We start from the raw sequence: 15,801 nt of genomic DNA, 5'->3' as shown, positions 1-15,801 counted from the left end.
CAAGCACCCTCCCCGGGGCGCAGCAGCAACCTGCACGGCTCGCGGTGTTTTCACCGCGAGCCGTTTTTCATTTCATCGGGCGCGCTCGCCGCCCGTATTGAATCGCGTGGTCGCAGCCGCCCTCAGCCGCACGCGTTTCGCGCGCACGATCGGATTCGTTCGCGACGTCAGGCTCATCGCGCCGCGCAAGCGATCGAACGCGACATTCTCCGTCGGTCCGAAGCGGCCGACCGCCGGCCACGCGAGCGCTTCATCGAGCCACGTCCGCCACGCGTCGCCGTGAAAGCGGCGCGCGAATTTGCGCACGATACCCGGCGCCGCGATCACGATGCCCGCCAGCAGGTAATACGCCCAGAAGCTGCCCGCGCCGACGAGCCGGTCGAGCCGGCATACGGACACCGCCGCGAGCAGACCGTCCATCGACGCGAGATCGGTGCGCCGTTCGCGAATCGCGCGCGCAACGAGGTTGTGCCGACCGCCGTACGCAGCGAAGGACACCCCGTTGCCGGCGGCAAGCTCCGCGCAGAACATCGCGAGCGCGGCCATCTCGTCGACGCGCGCGGCATCGTCGCGCGGCCCGCAGACGCGCAGCACGATCGCGTCGATGATCGCCCCGGGCTGCGCCGACGGCGCCACGCAAGCTGCCGCGACGGCCGCGCGTCGTTCTCTCAGGTTCTTCACGGGCGGTGCTTCGCCGTTCGCGGATGGTTCCCGTACTTCGTGCTCGCCGCCATCGTCACCGCCGGGTTCGACACCGCCGGCAATCCGCTCGAGCGCGGCCCAGCCGTCGTCGGGATCGTCGAAAGCCCATGCATCGACGAAGCCGTGCGCCGAATCGAATACCGCGCGCGATCCGCGGCAGCGTCGCTCGGCATGCGCGAGCTGTGCCGTGTCGGGAATGTGCAGGCAGGCACCGAGCGGATCGCTCGCGTCGCACGCGCAACCGCCGCCGTCCGTTGCAATCCACGGCGCGAGTTCGTGCAGGACGGCGATCGCTTCGCGCGACAGGTTCACGCCGGCTCGCCCGCGGGCCGCGCGCGCCGGCAGGACAGCCGGTGCGTCGGCGCCAGCGTCGGCGTCGGCCGTCGCCACGCAAACCGCTTCGTTCAGGTGTTCGATCAGATACTGCAGCCACGCGGCCGTGCGCAGCCGGTCGAGCGTCGCACCGCGGGCATCGCCATACTTCGCTGGGTCAGTAAGCATGGGGGGTCCGGAATGGTTGTCTTGTATCGGCCGAAGCAGGCGGCACGATGCGCCGCACCGGCCCCCTGCACGGCCGCCCGCCTCGGATCGCGAGGCAGGCGGCCCGCCGGCCGTCGCGCCGCTACGCGCGACGACGCGGATGCATCGCGAAACCGGAACGCCCGCCGCGCATCCCTGCACGGCCCTCATTCATCGCGGGCGTCCGGCCTCGATCAGGTGCCGCTTACTGCACGTGGAACTTCGGCGACGTGGCAACCGTGCCGCTGACCGTGCAGTCCGGCGTCAGCACTGCGTTGTTGAACGTCAGCGACGAGTTCGGATCGCTCCACGTCGTCACGATCTTGCTCGGCCCGCAAGTACCGAGCAGCGTCACGGTCACCTTCGCGTTGTTGATCGTCAGTTGCGTCGTGCTGTCGGCCTGCCCCGTCCACGGCGCCGCGCTGGTCGCGCTGCCGCTGATCAGGCCGCACGTCGCGCCGCCCGCGAACGTCGTCGACGTGATGTTGACGATGCCCGTCGAGCTGATCGTGCCGTTGAACGTCGCGTTGCAGCTCGCGTTGATCGCCCCCTTGGCCAGGACCGTGAGGCCCGTCGCGGAGAACGGTTCCCCGTTCGGGTTCATCGCGTGCCCGTCGACGCGCGAAACGGTCACGGCGAAAGCAGGCGCGGCCGAAACCACGGTGAATGCCACTGCAGCAACAAGCGATACGAGTTTGCGAATGCTCATTTGAACTGCCCCCTCTCTCTTCACAATTGGCGGCACGCCGCCAGGAACGCGACACGCCGGCCGGATTCGCCCGGCCGCGCGGTCGCAGGAAGCCGCCGGCGTGCGCGATGCACGCCGGACGGCTCAGAACCTGTAGGAAACACCGACGAACGTGATCAGCGGGTCCGCCTTCAGCCGCGTGCGCGTGGTCGCGAGCGTCGAACCGTCGGCGGCCTTGATCACGAGCGACGAGTAGGTCTTCAGCGGCATGTAGGTCAGCGTCGCCGTGAGCCCCCAGTGCTTGTCGATCGCATAGCTCGCGCCGACGTTGTAGACCGGCGTGAACGACGACGACGCCTTGCCCTCCACCGACGTCGGCCCCGGCTTGCCGGCGCCGGCCGCGAGCACGCTGCCGAGGTTCTCGTTGATGTCCTTCGCGAAGTTGCCGTTCAGTTCGATGTTGCTGAACCAGCTGTAGGCCACGCCGATCCCGACGAACGGACGGAACTTCGCGGTCGGTGCATTGAAGTAGTACTGCAGAATGATCGTCGGGCTCCATTGCCGTGCGTTCTTCACGGCCGGCTGGTTCGCCGGCTTGTCCATGTCGACGTTGCCGAGCGAACCGGCCGGACCGGGCGGCCTGATCACGCCGTGCCCGGTCAGCGTGAACTCGGGCGGCACGCCGAGCACCGACGTCACCGCGATGTGGTCGGTGAAGAAGTGCGTGAGCGTGAGGCCGACCGTATCGGCGTTGTTGACCGTCAGGCTCGTGCCCGGCGACGTGAACGAACCGGGCAGCCGCAGCGGCCCGTTGATCGGCATGCTCGCGAGATTCGTCGTCAGCCCGTTGGTCGAATCCTGCGGCATGATGTGCAACCAGCCCAGCGTCGCGACGTTGTCGCCCGCCTGCTGGGCCGATGCGAGCGTCGACACGCCTGCGACGACACCCGCGACAATCAGCTTCTTCATCAAGTCTCCCCTCGTTTCGTCCGGGCACCGCGCCGTTGCGCGCGGCACCGCCGTGTCTCCATCCATGCGCGGTTACTGCACGAACGCACCGACCGTGAAGTACGGATTGCGCGTATCGGCCATGTCGAGGAACCCGAACACGCCGCCGGTGAACACGAACTTGCCGGTCGCCGGCCCCGACGCCGCGTCCGCGTGCACGGTCGTCACGACGCCCGGCACCTTCTGCGTGTAATCGAGGTTCAGCGCGCGCGTGAGCGCGGCCTGCGATGCGTTGAACGGATCGAGCAGCGTCGCCTGCGCACCGACGAGCGCGGTCGCGCGATAGTTGAACGCGCTGTCGACGCCCGTGTACTCGCCGTTCTGCGATCCCTGCGCGATCGCCGCCTGCGGGCTCAGGAACGAGATGCCCGATTCGTCGTCGGCGCTCGGCGGGCCCTGCGTGAGGTCCGCGTTCGCGGCGCCCGTGCGGATGAAAACCGGCACGAGCTGGTTGCGCAGCTTGCCGACGATCAGGATCCCCTTGCCGGCCCTCGCCGGATCGAGCGCGGCGAGCGTCGGCGCAATCTGCGGCTGGTAGTTCAGCGACTGGAACGCCGGGGCGTCCGCGCGCAGCGTGAATGGCTGGTTCACGGTCGCGCTCGACGCGAGCGGCTGACCGCCGTTCTTCTTGCCGAAGTTGTCGGTCTCGACATAGCTGCCGTCCGCGTGGATCGTCACCTGCTGGTCGAGCGCCACCGGCTGGAAGTTCTGCGACGGCACCTGGTGGTAGCCGAGCTGGTTGTACGTGCCGGCGATCTTCGACAGATCGGTTTCGAGCGACGAGAAGCTGATGAACGGGTAGTACGGGAACGTCGTCTTCGGAATCCTGCCGACACCGATCACGCCGTCGAACTGGATCGTCGCCCCGGGAATCGCGCCGCCGAGCACACCTTCGCCGAGGAACAGGCGCGCCGGACGGCTCGGGTCGAGGCTCGCGTTCTGCATCCGGAACGTGCACTGGTTCAGCTTCACGGTCGGCAGGCCCGTTTCGTCGGCCAGCGTGCCGTCGACGACGTTGGCCGGCGCGGTGTCGCGCGTCGGTTGCACGGTGCCGGTGGTGGTCGGCACCGGCGAGGCGAGGTAGGTCATCCGGTACGTCATCTTCGTCGTGTCGAGCTGCACCTTCACGAGTTCGCCCGAGCCGGAGCCGCCGACGAACACCGTGCCGTAGTCGATGGCCTGCGGGCACAGCCGGACCACCGGTGCGGGCGGCGGGTCGCCATCACCGCCGCAGGCGGCCAGCGCGGGCGCGAGCGACGCCGCGGCCATCCAATGCTTCACATTCATAGGAATCCTCTTGAATTTCGATTCGCCGGCGGCGACGCATGCGCCGCCGGTGTTCCGGGTTCAGTCCGCGGTTACTGGACGAACGCGCCGACCGTGAAGAACGGATTGACCTTGCTGTTGTTGACGACCATCGCGTACACGTTGCCGGCCGTCACGAGCCAGCCCGTGTCACCCTTGCCGAAGATCGCCACGTTGCCGTTCGCCCCCTTCGCGTCGAAGTCCTGCGAGGCCGTGACCTTGATCTTGCCGGGCGTCGCCTGCGTGTAGTCGAGCGCGAACTGCGACGTGACCGACGACGTCTGCGGATCGATGAACGCCGCGGTGGCGCCCTGGAACAGCGTCGACGTATAGTTCGCGGCCATCGTCGACACGGCGGTGCCGTCGTTGCAGTTGCCGGCCTGCGCCAGGAAGAAAGTGCCGTCGAAGGTGCCGGGCAGATCCGGATGCGGAACGTTGTTGTTGAAGCTCGGCCCCGACGTCGCGATCGCGAACGTCGCGGTGCTGGGTGCCACGACGCCGCACGCGGACGCGCTCGTTGCGCCGATGAACCCGCCTTTCAGCGAATTCGCGCCGACGGCCGTGGTCCGCGACAGCATCGAGATCCCCACCTCGGCATCGGCGACCGACGCCAGCAGGTTGCTCGCGTCGATATGCGTGTAGCCCACGCGAATCACGATCGGCACCAGCACGCCGTTCAGCTTGCCGACGATCATGATGCCCTTCGCCTGACTCGGCGCGACGATGACGATTGCCGAGCCCTGCCCCGCGAACGGATAGATGAGGTTTCCGCCCGCCTTCGCCACCGGGTGGCTCACGAACACGTTGTCGGGCGAACCGTCCGTATTCTTGCGCAACGCCCACGGCGTCCCGGTGGTCTGGCACGAGTAGTCGCTGCCCGCCGTGATGGTGCACGAGCCGTCGGCATTGAACGTCTGGTTCCAGTTGACGACATCGGGTTGCCAGCCGACGGCGCCCGTGCTGCTCTGCGCGCTGCCGCCGACCGGCGACAGGTGGATGCCGAGTTCGTTGTAGTTGCCGGCGACCTTCGAGAAGTCGGTTTCGGTGTCGGTGAAGCCGATGAACGGATAGAAATCGAAGGTGCGCGACGGCACGGTGCCGAGCACGACGCCCGGGAACGGCTCGAGACCGGCGAACGCGATCGTCGCGCCCGGAATCCCGCCGCCGACCACCCCGTTGCCGACGAACAGCATCGGCGGGTCCGCGCGATTGATCGTCACCGCATACGCGCCGTCGCTCGTCGCGCCGCTGTCGAGCACGAACGCGCAGCGGTTCTGCTCGGCGGTCGGCAGATTGGCCGGATGGTGAAACGCGCCGCTGATCGTCAGGCCCGCACGCGTGTCGTTGACCTGCCCCGCCGACGTCGGCACCGACGACTCGATGAACTGCATCTGGTAGGTCAGCTTCGTCGTGTCGAACTTCACCTTCACGTATTCGCCGCTGCCGGCGCCGCCCGTGTAGGTCGTCGTGTAGTCGAGCGAATCCGGACACAGCTTCTTCACGACGGGCGGCGTCGTCTCGGCGCCGCTCGGCCCGCATGCGCTGCCCGAGCACTGCGGCACGTTGATCGGGCCCGGATCGTCGCCGCCGCCGCAACCGGCGACGAACGGGAGCGCCAGCACGGCGCACGACAGGATCGCCTTCCGCCATTCAGGAATGCAAAGCATCAACCCCTCCTTTTGAGGTACGACAAGTCTCGTCCGGACGGGCTGCGTGGCCCGCCGGTTGGTATCGCGCCGCCGCGACGGCGCGCGGCGCATGACGATGCGCGCAATGCGCGCCGCGTTGCCGGTCGGGCAAACGTGATCAGGACCGCCGCGGCAGGCAAGCGCTCTCCGGCGGCGCCGTCATGCGGCACGGCACCGTCGGAGCAATCGAAACGGAAGATGGAGCGTCGCTACTGCGGCAACGCGATGTGATGACGCAGGCACGCGACTCGCGTCGCGCCCGCATCCGGCGAAATGCAGCAAAACGGCCGTCCGGCCGGCCCCTCGGAAAGGCGTCTCATGGTGTGGTCTCCATACGTACGCTTGATTCGTTATCGTGATGCGTCGTTGGTCGAGACTATGATCGGACGATACGCACAAGTAAATGGATGCAGAGTTCCAAACGCGCCGAACCGCGCACGCCTAGTGCGAGCAGGGCGTTTGACAATTTTTCAAACGGCCTTCATTTTATTTGCTCAGACAAATACCGGGGCTGTACAACGCGCGTTCGAACGAGGGCGCCCGACCCACGCGAGGCCCGGCGTGCGGGCCTCAGGCGGGCCGCACGCACGAGGGCGCACGCTCACACGTCGATGATCGCAAGCGTGCCGTGGCTGCCCGGCAGCACCGCGTGACGCGTGCCGGCGACCGCGAGATACATCTGTCCGGCCTCGACCACGACCGTCTGCGCGTCGACCTCGAGCATCAGCCTGCCGTCGAGCACCAGCAGCCCCTCGTTGTAATCGTGCACTTCGGCTTCGTACGGCTGCGCGTCCATGCGCAGCACCTTGATCCGGGCCGGGCCGACTTCGCCGACGATCGTGGATTGCCATGCGACGGCCTGGGCCGCCGCGACGGACTTGAAATCGATCAAAGACATGCGCACCGCTCCTGGAACGTGAGAGGAACGCATTATCGCGAGCGCGGCGCACGCCGTCCCGGTACGGCGCGGCGTCGACCGGGCAGCACAGTCGTGCCGGCCGCCAAGCGCTCACGCGAGCGTCATCCGATTGCCCGAAAACCGCGCGCATTGTTCACTCGATTCCAATAAAGCGTCGCTTTATTGAGTGAGGCGCGCGCATTTCACGCAAATCGCGCACCGGCATCGCATGTCCTTGCCGTCGAAATGCATTTCCATCTTCCGATTGCTAATATGGCGGTCCTGCGATCCCGCACCACAACGCCGTTCGACATGACGCCCGTTCGCCATGCCGCCCCCGCCCCGCCGCTTCGCTGCGGCGGCTCCGGGCACGCGCGGCGCGCAGCGTCGGACCGACCGGCCGTGCCATCCGTGAGCATGCAACCGATCCTTTCCGTCTCCGACCTCTCCAAGACATACGCGTCCGGCTTCCAGGCGCTGAAGCACGTGACCCTCGACATCCGCCCCGGCGAGATCTTCGCGCTGCTGGGCCCGAACGGCGCGGGCAAGACCACGCTGATCGGCTCGATCTGCGGCATCGTCACGCCGACCGAAGGCCGCGTGACGGTCGGCGGTCACGACATCCGCGACCAGTACCGCGCCGCCCGCGAAATGATCGGCCTCGTGCCGCAGGAGCTGACCACCGACGCGTTCGAAACCGTCTGGGCGACGGTATCGTTCAGCCGCGGCCTGTTCGGCAAGGCGCCCGATCCCGCGTACATCGAGAAGACGCTGAAGGCGCTGTCGCTGTGGGACAAGCGAGACAACAAGCTGATGACGCTGTCGGGCGGCATGAAGCGCCGCGTGATGATCGCGAAGGCGTTGTCGCACGAGCCGCGCATCCTGTTCCTCGACGAGCCGACGGCCGGCGTCGACGTCGAGCTGCGCCGCGACATGTGGAAGCTGGTCGACTCGCTGCGCGAAAGCGGCGTGACGATCCTGCTGACCACGCACTACATCGAGGAGGCCGAGGAAATGGCCGACCGGATCGGCATCATCCTCGGCGGCGAGCTCGTGCTCGTCGAAGAGAAGCGCGAGCTGATGCGCAAGCTCGGCAAGAAGCAGCTGACCGTGCAGCTCGAGCATCCGCTCGCGACCGTGCCGGCCGATCTCGCCGCGTTCGGGCTCGAACGCGCGGACGACGGCAACGCGCTCGTCTACACCTACGACTCGCAGCGCGACGACGCGAGCATCGCGACGCTGATCAACGCGCTCGGCTCGGCCGGCATCGGCTTTCGCGACCTGCATACGACACAGAGCTCGCTCGAGGACATTTTCGTCAGCCTGATCGACAACCGCCGCAACGGCGCACAAGGGACCTAACGCACATGGCGAACTGGAATTTCCACGGCATCCGCGCGATCTACCGCGCCGAAATGGCCCGCACGCGCCGCACGCTGATGCAGAGCATCATCGCGCCGGTGATCTCGACGTCGCTGTACTTCGTCGTGTTCGGCTCGGCGATCGGCTCGCGCATCAGCGACGTGAACGGCATCGGCTACGGGTCGTTCATCGTGCCGGGCCTCGTGATGCTGTCGCTGCTGTCGCAGAGCATCTCGAACGCGTCGTTCGGCATCTACTTCCCGCGCTTCACGGGCACGATCTACGAGATCCTGTCCGCGCCCGTGTCGTACTGGGAGATCGTGATCGCCTATGTGGGTGCGGCCGCATCGAAGTCGCTGCTGCTCGGGCTGATCATCCTCGCGACGGCCGGCCTGTTCGTGCCGCTGCACATCCTGCATCCGTTCTGGATGGTGCTGTTCCTCGTGCTGACGTCGATCACCTTCAGCCTGTTCGGCTTCGTGATCGGGATCTGGGCCGACAGCTTCGAGAAGCTGCAGCTCGTGCCGCTCCTGATCATCACGCCGCTCACGTTCCTCGGCGGCAGCTTCTATTCGGTCGACATGCTGCCGCCCGCGTGGCGCATCGTCACGCTGTTCAACCCGATCGTCTATCTGATCAGCGGCTTCCGCTGGTCGTTCTACGGGCTGGCCGACGTGCACGTGGGGATCAGCCTCGCGGCGACCTCGCTGTTCCTCGCGATCCTGCTTGCAGTCGTCGCGTGGATGTTCCGCACCGGCTACAAGCTGAAGAACTGACGCGGCTCGGCCAAGGGGGCGCCGCGGTTCGCGGATTCGGGGCCGCGCTGCTAGACTGGATCGGAAGATCGACTGCTGCCGTCTGCCGCGCCGCAACCCGCGACGCGCGGACGGCCCGGCTCCCTTCCCTGCGCGAGGATCCCCGATGAGCGCCTCCCGAATCGACGTCGTCCGCGACGGCCTGTTTCGCGCCACGTCCTACGTCGAAACGCTGAACCTGAGCTTCAGCCAGTTCTTCGTACGATCGACGCACGGCGACGTGCTGTGCGTCGAAACGGGCACCCGTTCCAATTTCACCCAACTGAGCGCGGCACTCAACACCATCGGCATCGCGCCATCGATGGTCAGCAGCGTGATCGTCCCGCACTTCGAGGCCGACGAAATGGGCGCGCTGCCCGACTTCCTCGCGGCCAACCCGGCGCTCGTCGCGTACGGGCATCCGATGTGTACCTGGGGGCTTGCCGACGTATTCGGCGTACATGCGGTTCCGCTGACGGACGGTGAACCGAGGACGCTGTCGGGCATCGACGTCGTGCCGGTCTTCACGAAACACGTGCATCAGTGGGATTCGCTCGTCGTGTACCTGCCGGCGTACAAGGCGCTGCTGTCGTCGGACATCCTGATGCGCTTCGGCAGGGAGGAAACCGACGACCCGCTGCCGGCGATCCTCGACGCGATCACGCGCTCGGACTACCTGCCGTCGCTCGCGCACCTGGCGAGCGCACTGCGCCGCATCCAGGCGCTCGATCTCGACATCATCCTGCCGATGCACGGCCCGGCGATCACGCACGACATTGCGCGCGTGATCGCCGGTGTGATCGCGCATTGCGACGCGGCCGCGGCATAGCGCACGCGCTGTCGCGTGCGGCAGCCGGCAGCCCGTCGCCGGTCAGGCGCCGGTCACGACGAATTCGGCGGACGCCTTGCTCTGGACCGCGGCCATCACCGCGAGTTCGCGCTTGCTGCGCGGCTCGCCGGCCACGACGCCCGTCGCATGCTTGGCCTTCGCGCCGAGCGGAAAGAACACGAACGACGCGCCGGCCGGCGCATCCGGCTCTGCCCGCAGGCGTTTGTTCAGAATCTTCAGGTACTTTTTCTTCGAGACTTCCTTCGTTGCCATGGCGCCCTCCGCATGAACGTAATGCAGACCAGCATACCAGTTTTGACCGGCGGCTCCAGCGCGCCGCGGCACGATCGACCCGTACCGGAATCAACCGGCTTGCGCGACTCGCCGCGTCATCGGGCATCGAGATTTTTTTTCGCGCGATGTCGATTCGCGCGATCGTCGCGCGTCGTAGTGTCGTAACCGATCGATTTGCCGTCCGCACGGCCGGCCGGTCGCGGATCTTCCCTTTCCCGTTCAAGGAGTCACAACGATGCGCGTCATGGTAATCGTCAAGGCAACGGCCATTTCCGAATCGGGCGCGATGCCCGATACCGAACTGCTGGCCGCGATGGGCCAGTACAACGAGGAACTCGTGAAGGCCGGCGTGATGCTGGCCGGCGAAGGGCTGCACCCGAGTTCGCGCGGCAAGCGCGTGCACTTCTCCGGCAAGGACCGGACCGTCATCGACGGCCCGTTCGCCGAAACCAAGGAACTGATCGCCGGCTACTGGCTGTGGCAGGTCGACTCGATGGAAGAAGCCGTCGAATGGGTCAAGCGCTGTCCGAACCCGATGCCGATCGAATCGGACATCGAGATCCGCCAGGTGTTCTCGCCCGAGGATTTCGGCGCGGAATTCACGCCCGAGCTGCAGGAGCAGGAAGCGCGGCTGCGCGCGCAACTCGGCGACGGCCCGAAGGCGCCGCCGGCCGGGAACTGACGGATCGCACTGACCTGCCCGCCGGGCGGGCCGCCTCGCAGCCGTGCGCGGCGGCCCGCCCGGAAAGTCTCGGGTCGATCGCGCCCCGGCACCGCGCCACCCGCCGTTCCAGCCTGCCCTTCGGCGCTTTTTTTTCACCTCCGTTGTCGATTTCCCTGCTTGCCGGCCGTCCTGATGTCGTAAGCCCGTTCGCCTTGCGGCGGACGATCATTCGACCACCCACCCCAAGGAGATACGACCATGCGCGTCCTGGTAATCGTCAAGGCCACCGCCGATTCCGAATCCGGCCGGATGCCCGACCCTGAAATGTTCGCTGCGATGGGCCGCTTCAACGAGGAGCTGGCGAAGGCCGGCATCCTGCTGATCGCCGACGGCTTGCAGCCGAGCATGCGCGGCAAGCGCGTCCACTTTGCCGGCAAGAACCGCACCGTCATCGACGGCCCGTTCGCCGAAACGAAGGAGCTCGTCGCCGGCTTCTGGCTGTGGCAGGTGAAATCGATGGAAGAAGCGGTCGAATGGGTGAAGCGCTGCCCGAATCCGATGCGCGGCGACTCCGACATCGAAATCCGCCCGCTGTTCGAAGCCGAGGACTTCAGCCCGGCATTCACGGCCGAACTGCAGGCGCTGAAAGCGACACTGAGCGCGCAAGCCGAGGCCGGGAAGCGCACGTAAGCCGTGCGGCGTCTGGCGACTCCACATGACCGCCGGGCGCCTTCGCTACCCGCCGACGCGTGCATGGCTCACGCGCGATTGCGCGGCACCGCGAGCCGCTCGACCGCCCCAGCGGTCACGTCCCTGAACATCCCGGCATTGCCGTACGCCCGCGCGGCAAGCATTGCGCCATAGACCAGCGACACGAACGTCGCGGCCTCGGTCTGCACCGACACGCCCGGCTGCACGACGCCGTCTTTCACGCCGGTGTCGAGCACGCGCACCAGCCACGCCGCAAGGTCGTCGAAATGCGCCTTCACCGCCCGCGCGACTTCGTCGGGCAGCGCCGGCAACTCCGCGCCGAGCATGCCGGCGACGCAGAACGGCGCGCTGTCGTCCGCGATGCAGCGTTCCCAGTAGCCGATGTATGCGCGCATCTGCACCAGCGCGTCGGCACCGCTCGCGTCGAGCAACGCCATGTCGGCATCGAATTTCGCCTGCGACTGCTGCAGCACGGCGACCGCCAGATCCGCCTTCGTCGGAAAGTGGTGGTGAATGCTCGCCTTCCTGATGTCGATCGCCTCGGCGATGTCGGCATAACTGAACCCGCTGTAGCCGCGCCGCATGATCAGTTGCCGCCCGGCTTCGAGTATGCGCCCCGCCGTACTGTCCCCTGATACCGTCATCTTGCCTACCATCTAGTCGGATGAAAAACACGGATAGTTTACCTCCCTGAGATACTCTTTTCCAGCCGTGATTTCTTCTTGCACGTCATCCTACCTACTAGTAGGATGACTTCATCGACGGAACAAGACGCCTGTCGATATCCGACGGTTCCTACCCTGTCTTCCTTCTGGAGAATGAAAATGAAGCGCTTTTCCCAAGTCCGCCAGATCGCCGCGGCACTCGCCCTGACCGCCGCCGCACTCGGCTCGCATGCGGCCGTCGCCGCCCCCGTCAAGAACGTCGTGCTGGTTCATGGCTACTTCGCCGACGGCTCTGGCTGGCAAGCCGTCTCGAACATCCTGACACGTGACGGCTACAAGGTTTCCGTCGTGCAGCAGCCGGAAACGTCGTTCGACGACGACGTGAAGGCAACCCGGCGCGTCGTCGACGCGCAGGACGGCCCGAGCATCCTCGTCGGCCATAGCTACGGCGGCGCGGTGATCACCGAAGCCGGCAACGACGACAAGGTCGCGGGCCTCGTCTACGTCGCAGCATTCCAGCCCGACACCGGCGAAAGCCCGCTCGAACTGACCAGGAAGACGCCGCCCGCGACAAAGGCGATCAAGGCCACCGAAGACGGCCATCTGTATTTCGACGAAGCGTCGTTCCATGCCGACTTCGCGGCCGACGTGCCGGCCGCCCAAGCGAAATTCATGGCGATCTCGCAAGTCACGCCGGCCGCGCAGTCGTTCGGCGTGCCGATCACGCACGCCGCATGGCGGACGAAGCCGAGCTGGGCGGTGGTCGCCACCGCGGACCGCGCGATCAACCCCGAGCTCGAACGCTTCATGACGCAACGCGCCGGCAGCAAGACGATCGAACTCAAGTCGAGCCATGTCGCCTACATCTCGCATCCCGCTGAAGTCGCGAAGCTGATCGAACAGGCAGCCCGGGGCACCGGCAAGGAGTAATGCAGCGCGTTGCCCGAAGCGCTCCGGTTGACGCCGTCGGTCCAGTAACGTATCGTTTTGACACGTTACTGGACCGACAAACGCTTTCCACCATGCATTCCCGTTTCGACCGCTTTCGCGCGACGCCGCTCGGCACGCAACTCGAAGCGCTGATCGCGCGGCCTGAGCGCTATGTCGAATTCGCGGCGCTGTCGCGTGTCGGCGTCGCCGCGATCGGCGCGATCCAGCACGAAATCGCGCACAAATTTCCCGAAATCGAAGCCGATACGACGGCCCGGCAGTTCTGCGGCGCGATGGTCGCCGACGTGATGCGCCGCCACGGGCATGACGTCGTGCAGGCGCGCGGCCGGATCGGCGGCGCGTTGTTCAGCTACGGCGCGGTATTCAGCGCATTTCCGCGGGTGCTGCCGTTCGCCGACGTCGTCGTCGAGCTGGCCGCGATGCCCGCGCGGATCGCCGCGTATGCCGCGCACTTTCCCGCCGTGCTCGTCACACGCCGCCCGGCCGGCACGGGCTTCTCGCTCGTCGAGCACGCATGCCACCTGCGCGACCTCGACGCGGTGTTCGCCGAACGCATCGAAGTCGTGCGCGCGCACGAATTGCCGGTGATCGCCTCCGTCGACGGGACGGCACTCGCCGCGCAGCGCGACTATCTGGCGCAGCCGCTCGACGACGCGCTTGCCACGTTCCGCGCCGGTCGCGCCGCGCTGTGCGCGACGGCCGCCGCGCTGCAACCGTCGGAACTGGCGCGCTGCGGGCTGCGCGACGGCATCCGCCGGATGTCGCTCGACGAACTCGTGCGCGAGCTGCTCGACCACGATCGCACCCACGTGCTCGAACTCGACGAACTGCTCGCCGAACTCGAATTGCCGCCCCTTCCGTCGTCGACCGTCCAATGAGCCTGCCCGCCCCGCCCGTCGTCTTCGTCCACGGTTTCATCGGCACGTTCGACGTGCCCGCATGGCCCGGCCCGCATCTCGCCCCCGACCTGCTCGGCTACGGCATCCATCGCGACACGCCGTTCGACGCGATCACGCTCGCCGCGCAGGTCGAGCATCTGCGGCAGGCTGTCGACACGCACTACGGCGCGCAGCCGGTCGATCTCGTCGGTCACTCGGTCGGCGGCGCGATCGCGATGCTGTTCGCCCATGCCCATCCGGCGCGCGTGCGCCGGATCGTCAACGTCGAAGGCAACTTCACGCTCGACGACGCATTCTGGTCGGCGTCGGTCGGCCGCATGTCGCCCGCGCAAGCCGACGCGATGCTCGACGGCCTGCGCAGCGATCCATCCGGCTGGCTGCGCGGCGCGATCGACGAACCGTCGCCGCGCCAGCTCGACGACGCGCGCCGCTGGCTCGCGCATCAGCCGGCGTCGACGCTGCGCGCGATGGGACGCTCGGTGGTCGCGACGACGGGCGAACCCGGCTATCTGCAGCTGCTGGCCGAAGTATTCGAGCGCCATCCGGTGTGGCTCGTCGCCGGCGATCGCTCGCGCGCGGGCTGGCACGTGCCGGACTGGGCGCTCGCGCGCTGCGCCGGCTTCGAGACGATCGCCGGCTGCGGGCACCTGATACCGGCCGAGCGGCCCGCCGCGTTCCGGGAGGCGCTGGCGCGCTGCCTCGGCTGACGCGCGCGGCCGCCGGACTGGGCGCCGGCCACCTGACAACTCGTAGGATTCGCCGAAATTTGGCTGAAAGGCACGGTTGCTAGAGTCGCCAAACAGGGTTTTCCCGATGCCCGACTGCCGAACGGAAACGACACATGCGAGGCTCCATGAACCTGATCCGCACGTTCTGGCTACTGCTGCTGCTCGCCGTCGCGGGCCCGGCCCTCGCCTTTCAGACGCGGGTCGTCGCGATCCCGAGCGCGGCGATGAACGAGACGCTGAAGGCGACCGTCGTGCTGCCGGACGACTATGCGCGCCTGCGCCACGGGCCTGAACGCGCCGTCGAGCGCTTTCCGGTCGTCTACCTGCTGCACGGCTCCGGCGGCGACCACACCGACTGGACCGCGAACACGCGGATCGCCGCGCTGGCCGATCGCCATCACGTGATCCTGGTGATGCCCGACGGCGGACACGAAAGCTGGTACATCGACAGCCCGTTCGACTCGGGCAGCCGCTACGAAACCTTCGTCGGCGACGAAGTCGTGTCGTATGTCGACATGCACTTCAGAACCATCGCGACCAAGGGCGCACGTGCGATCACCGGGCTCAGCATGGGCGGCTTCGGCGCGCTGCGCATCGCGCTCGACCGGCCCGACACGTTCGGCGCGGTCGGCAGCATCAGCGGCGCGGTCGATCCGCGCTGCTGCGAGGACGAGCCCGGCATCGACCACGTGTTCGGCGATCCCGTCCGCCATCCGTCGTTCTGGAACCGCAACGCGATCGTCGAAAGCGCGCGCGCGTTCGTCCGTGCGCATCTCGACCTGACGATCGACTGCGGCCGCGACGACTCGTTCGTCAGCTCGAACCGCACGCTGCATCAACGACTCGTCGCACTCGGCGTGCCGCACGACTATGCGGAGCGTCCGGGCGGTCACACGTGGGACTACTGGGCGCACGCGATCCGCTACCAGATGCAGTTCTTCGCGACGTCGTTCCAGCACGGCGGCTACGCGTAGGATCCGCCCACCCGTGTCGCGCGCCGTCCGGCCGGCGTGACGCGGACAGCCCGACGCGCATCGCGCTGCCGCGCCCGTGGGTCGTCGCAGCGCGCGACGGACCCGATGGTAGGATGCGCAGG

The 15,801-nt window shown here is 67.2% G+C and carries 17 protein-coding genes; 9 read left to right on the top strand and 8 right to left on the bottom strand.

Going from position 1 to position 15,801, the window contains the following annotated elements:
- Positions 1-72: 72 nt before the first annotated feature.
- The 6 genes from DIE12_RS08195 to DIE12_RS08170 form a co-directional block, all read right to left on the bottom strand.
- The gene (locus tag DIE12_RS08195) at positions 73-1,203 is read right to left on the bottom strand and encodes a hypothetical protein (RefSeq protein ID WP_124521463.1); all 1,131 of its coding nucleotides are present in this window, start codon (positions 1,201-1,203) and stop codon (positions 73-75) included.
- A gap of 223 nt (positions 1,204-1,426) precedes the next feature.
- Positions 1,427-1,930, bottom strand: a complete 504-nt coding sequence (locus tag DIE12_RS08190; RefSeq protein ID WP_044844380.1) for a hypothetical protein — start codon at positions 1,928-1,930, stop codon at positions 1,427-1,429.
- Between the two features lie 123 nt (positions 1,931-2,053).
- Positions 2,054-2,878 (bottom strand): OmpW family protein, encoded by an 825-nt coding sequence (locus DIE12_RS08185; protein WP_124485133.1) that lies wholly within the window; start codon positions 2,876-2,878, stop codon positions 2,054-2,056.
- Between the two features lie 72 nt (positions 2,879-2,950).
- Complete coding sequence (locus tag DIE12_RS08180) at positions 2,951-4,204, bottom strand: DUF2957 domain-containing protein (RefSeq protein ID WP_124521461.1); 1,254 nt, start codon at positions 4,202-4,204, stop codon at positions 2,951-2,953.
- Positions 4,205-4,275: 71 nt separating this feature from the next.
- Complete coding sequence (locus DIE12_RS08175; RefSeq protein WP_124521459.1) at positions 4,276-5,889, bottom strand: DUF2957 domain-containing protein; 1,614 nt, start codon at positions 5,887-5,889, stop codon at positions 4,276-4,278.
- A 622-nt stretch (positions 5,890-6,511) separates the two neighbouring features.
- A complete protein-coding gene (locus DIE12_RS08170) occupies positions 6,512-6,808 on the bottom strand; it encodes a cupin domain-containing protein (RefSeq protein ID WP_044844384.1) in 297 nt (98 codons plus the stop codon).
- A 417-nt stretch (positions 6,809-7,225) separates the two neighbouring features.
- On the opposite strand from DIE12_RS08170, the gene DIE12_RS08160 reads away from it, so the two are divergent.
- From DIE12_RS08160 to DIE12_RS08150, 3 genes are all read left to right on the top strand, one after another.
- Positions 7,226-8,170: an ABC transporter ATP-binding protein gene (locus DIE12_RS08160; protein WP_124521457.1), complete on the top strand. Its 945-nt coding sequence runs from the start codon at positions 7,226-7,228 to the stop codon at positions 8,168-8,170.
- Positions 8,171-8,175: 5 nt separating this feature from the next.
- Complete coding sequence (locus DIE12_RS08155) at positions 8,176-8,946, top strand: ABC transporter permease (protein WP_124485129.1); 771 nt, start codon at positions 8,176-8,178, stop codon at positions 8,944-8,946.
- 145 nt (positions 8,947-9,091) lie between these two features.
- Positions 9,092-9,793, top strand: coding sequence for an MBL fold metallo-hydrolase (locus tag DIE12_RS08150; protein ID WP_124521455.1), 702 nt, complete (start codon positions 9,092-9,094; stop codon positions 9,791-9,793).
- 42 nt (positions 9,794-9,835) lie between these two features.
- Here DIE12_RS08150 and DIE12_RS08145 read toward each other — a convergent pair whose 3' ends face one another.
- Positions 9,836-10,066, bottom strand: a complete 231-nt coding sequence (locus tag DIE12_RS08145) for a hypothetical protein (RefSeq protein WP_044844388.1) — start codon at positions 10,064-10,066, stop codon at positions 9,836-9,838.
- A gap of 256 nt (positions 10,067-10,322) precedes the next feature.
- On the opposite strand from DIE12_RS08145, the gene DIE12_RS08140 reads away from it, so the two are divergent.
- Together DIE12_RS08140 and DIE12_RS08135 are read left to right on the top strand one after the other, a co-directional pair.
- Positions 10,323-10,769, top strand: coding sequence for a YciI family protein (locus DIE12_RS08140; protein WP_124485127.1), 447 nt, complete (start codon positions 10,323-10,325; stop codon positions 10,767-10,769).
- 240 nt (positions 10,770-11,009) lie between these two features.
- Positions 11,010-11,441: a YciI family protein gene (locus DIE12_RS08135; RefSeq protein ID WP_044844390.1), complete on the top strand. Its 432-nt coding sequence runs from the start codon at positions 11,010-11,012 to the stop codon at positions 11,439-11,441.
- A gap of 68 nt (positions 11,442-11,509) precedes the next feature.
- Here the strand turns inward: DIE12_RS08135 and DIE12_RS08130 are convergent, their stop codons facing one another.
- The gene (locus DIE12_RS08130; RefSeq protein ID WP_124521453.1) at positions 11,510-12,106 is read right to left on the bottom strand and encodes a TetR/AcrR family transcriptional regulator; all 597 of its coding nucleotides are present in this window, start codon (positions 12,104-12,106) and stop codon (positions 11,510-11,512) included.
- A gap of 180 nt (positions 12,107-12,286) precedes the next feature.
- On the opposite strand from DIE12_RS08130, the gene DIE12_RS08125 reads away from it, so the two are divergent.
- The 4 genes from DIE12_RS08125 to DIE12_RS08110 all read left to right on the top strand — a co-directional run bounded on the left by DIE12_RS08125 (position 12,287) and on the right by DIE12_RS08110 (position 15,679).
- Entirely contained in the window at positions 12,287-13,057 is a 771-nt protein-coding gene (locus DIE12_RS08125; protein ID WP_124521451.1) for an alpha/beta hydrolase, read from the top strand.
- A gap of 92 nt (positions 13,058-13,149) precedes the next feature.
- On the top strand, positions 13,150-13,956 hold the full coding sequence (locus tag DIE12_RS08120; protein WP_124521449.1) for a DinB family protein: 807 nt from the start codon (positions 13,150-13,152) through the stop codon (positions 13,954-13,956).
- Positions 13,953-14,684, top strand: a complete 732-nt coding sequence (locus DIE12_RS08115) for an alpha/beta fold hydrolase (RefSeq protein ID WP_124521447.1) — start codon at positions 13,953-13,955, stop codon at positions 14,682-14,684. The genes DIE12_RS08120 and DIE12_RS08115 overlap by 4 nt, the downstream gene beginning before the upstream one ends.
- A gap of 146 nt (positions 14,685-14,830) precedes the next feature.
- A complete protein-coding gene (locus tag DIE12_RS08110) occupies positions 14,831-15,679 on the top strand; it encodes an alpha/beta hydrolase family protein (RefSeq protein ID WP_185500329.1) in 849 nt (282 codons plus the stop codon).
- The last annotated feature ends 122 nt before the right edge of the window (positions 15,680-15,801 follow it).

The sequence above is a fragment of the Burkholderia sp. Bp9015 genome, from assembly GCF_003853505.1.
In the GTDB taxonomy this organism is placed as follows: Bacteria; Pseudomonadota; Gammaproteobacteria; order Burkholderiales; family Burkholderiaceae; genus Burkholderia.
The sequence above is the reverse complement of the archived record's forward strand: the minus strand, read 5'-3'. Positions and strand labels throughout refer to the sequence as shown.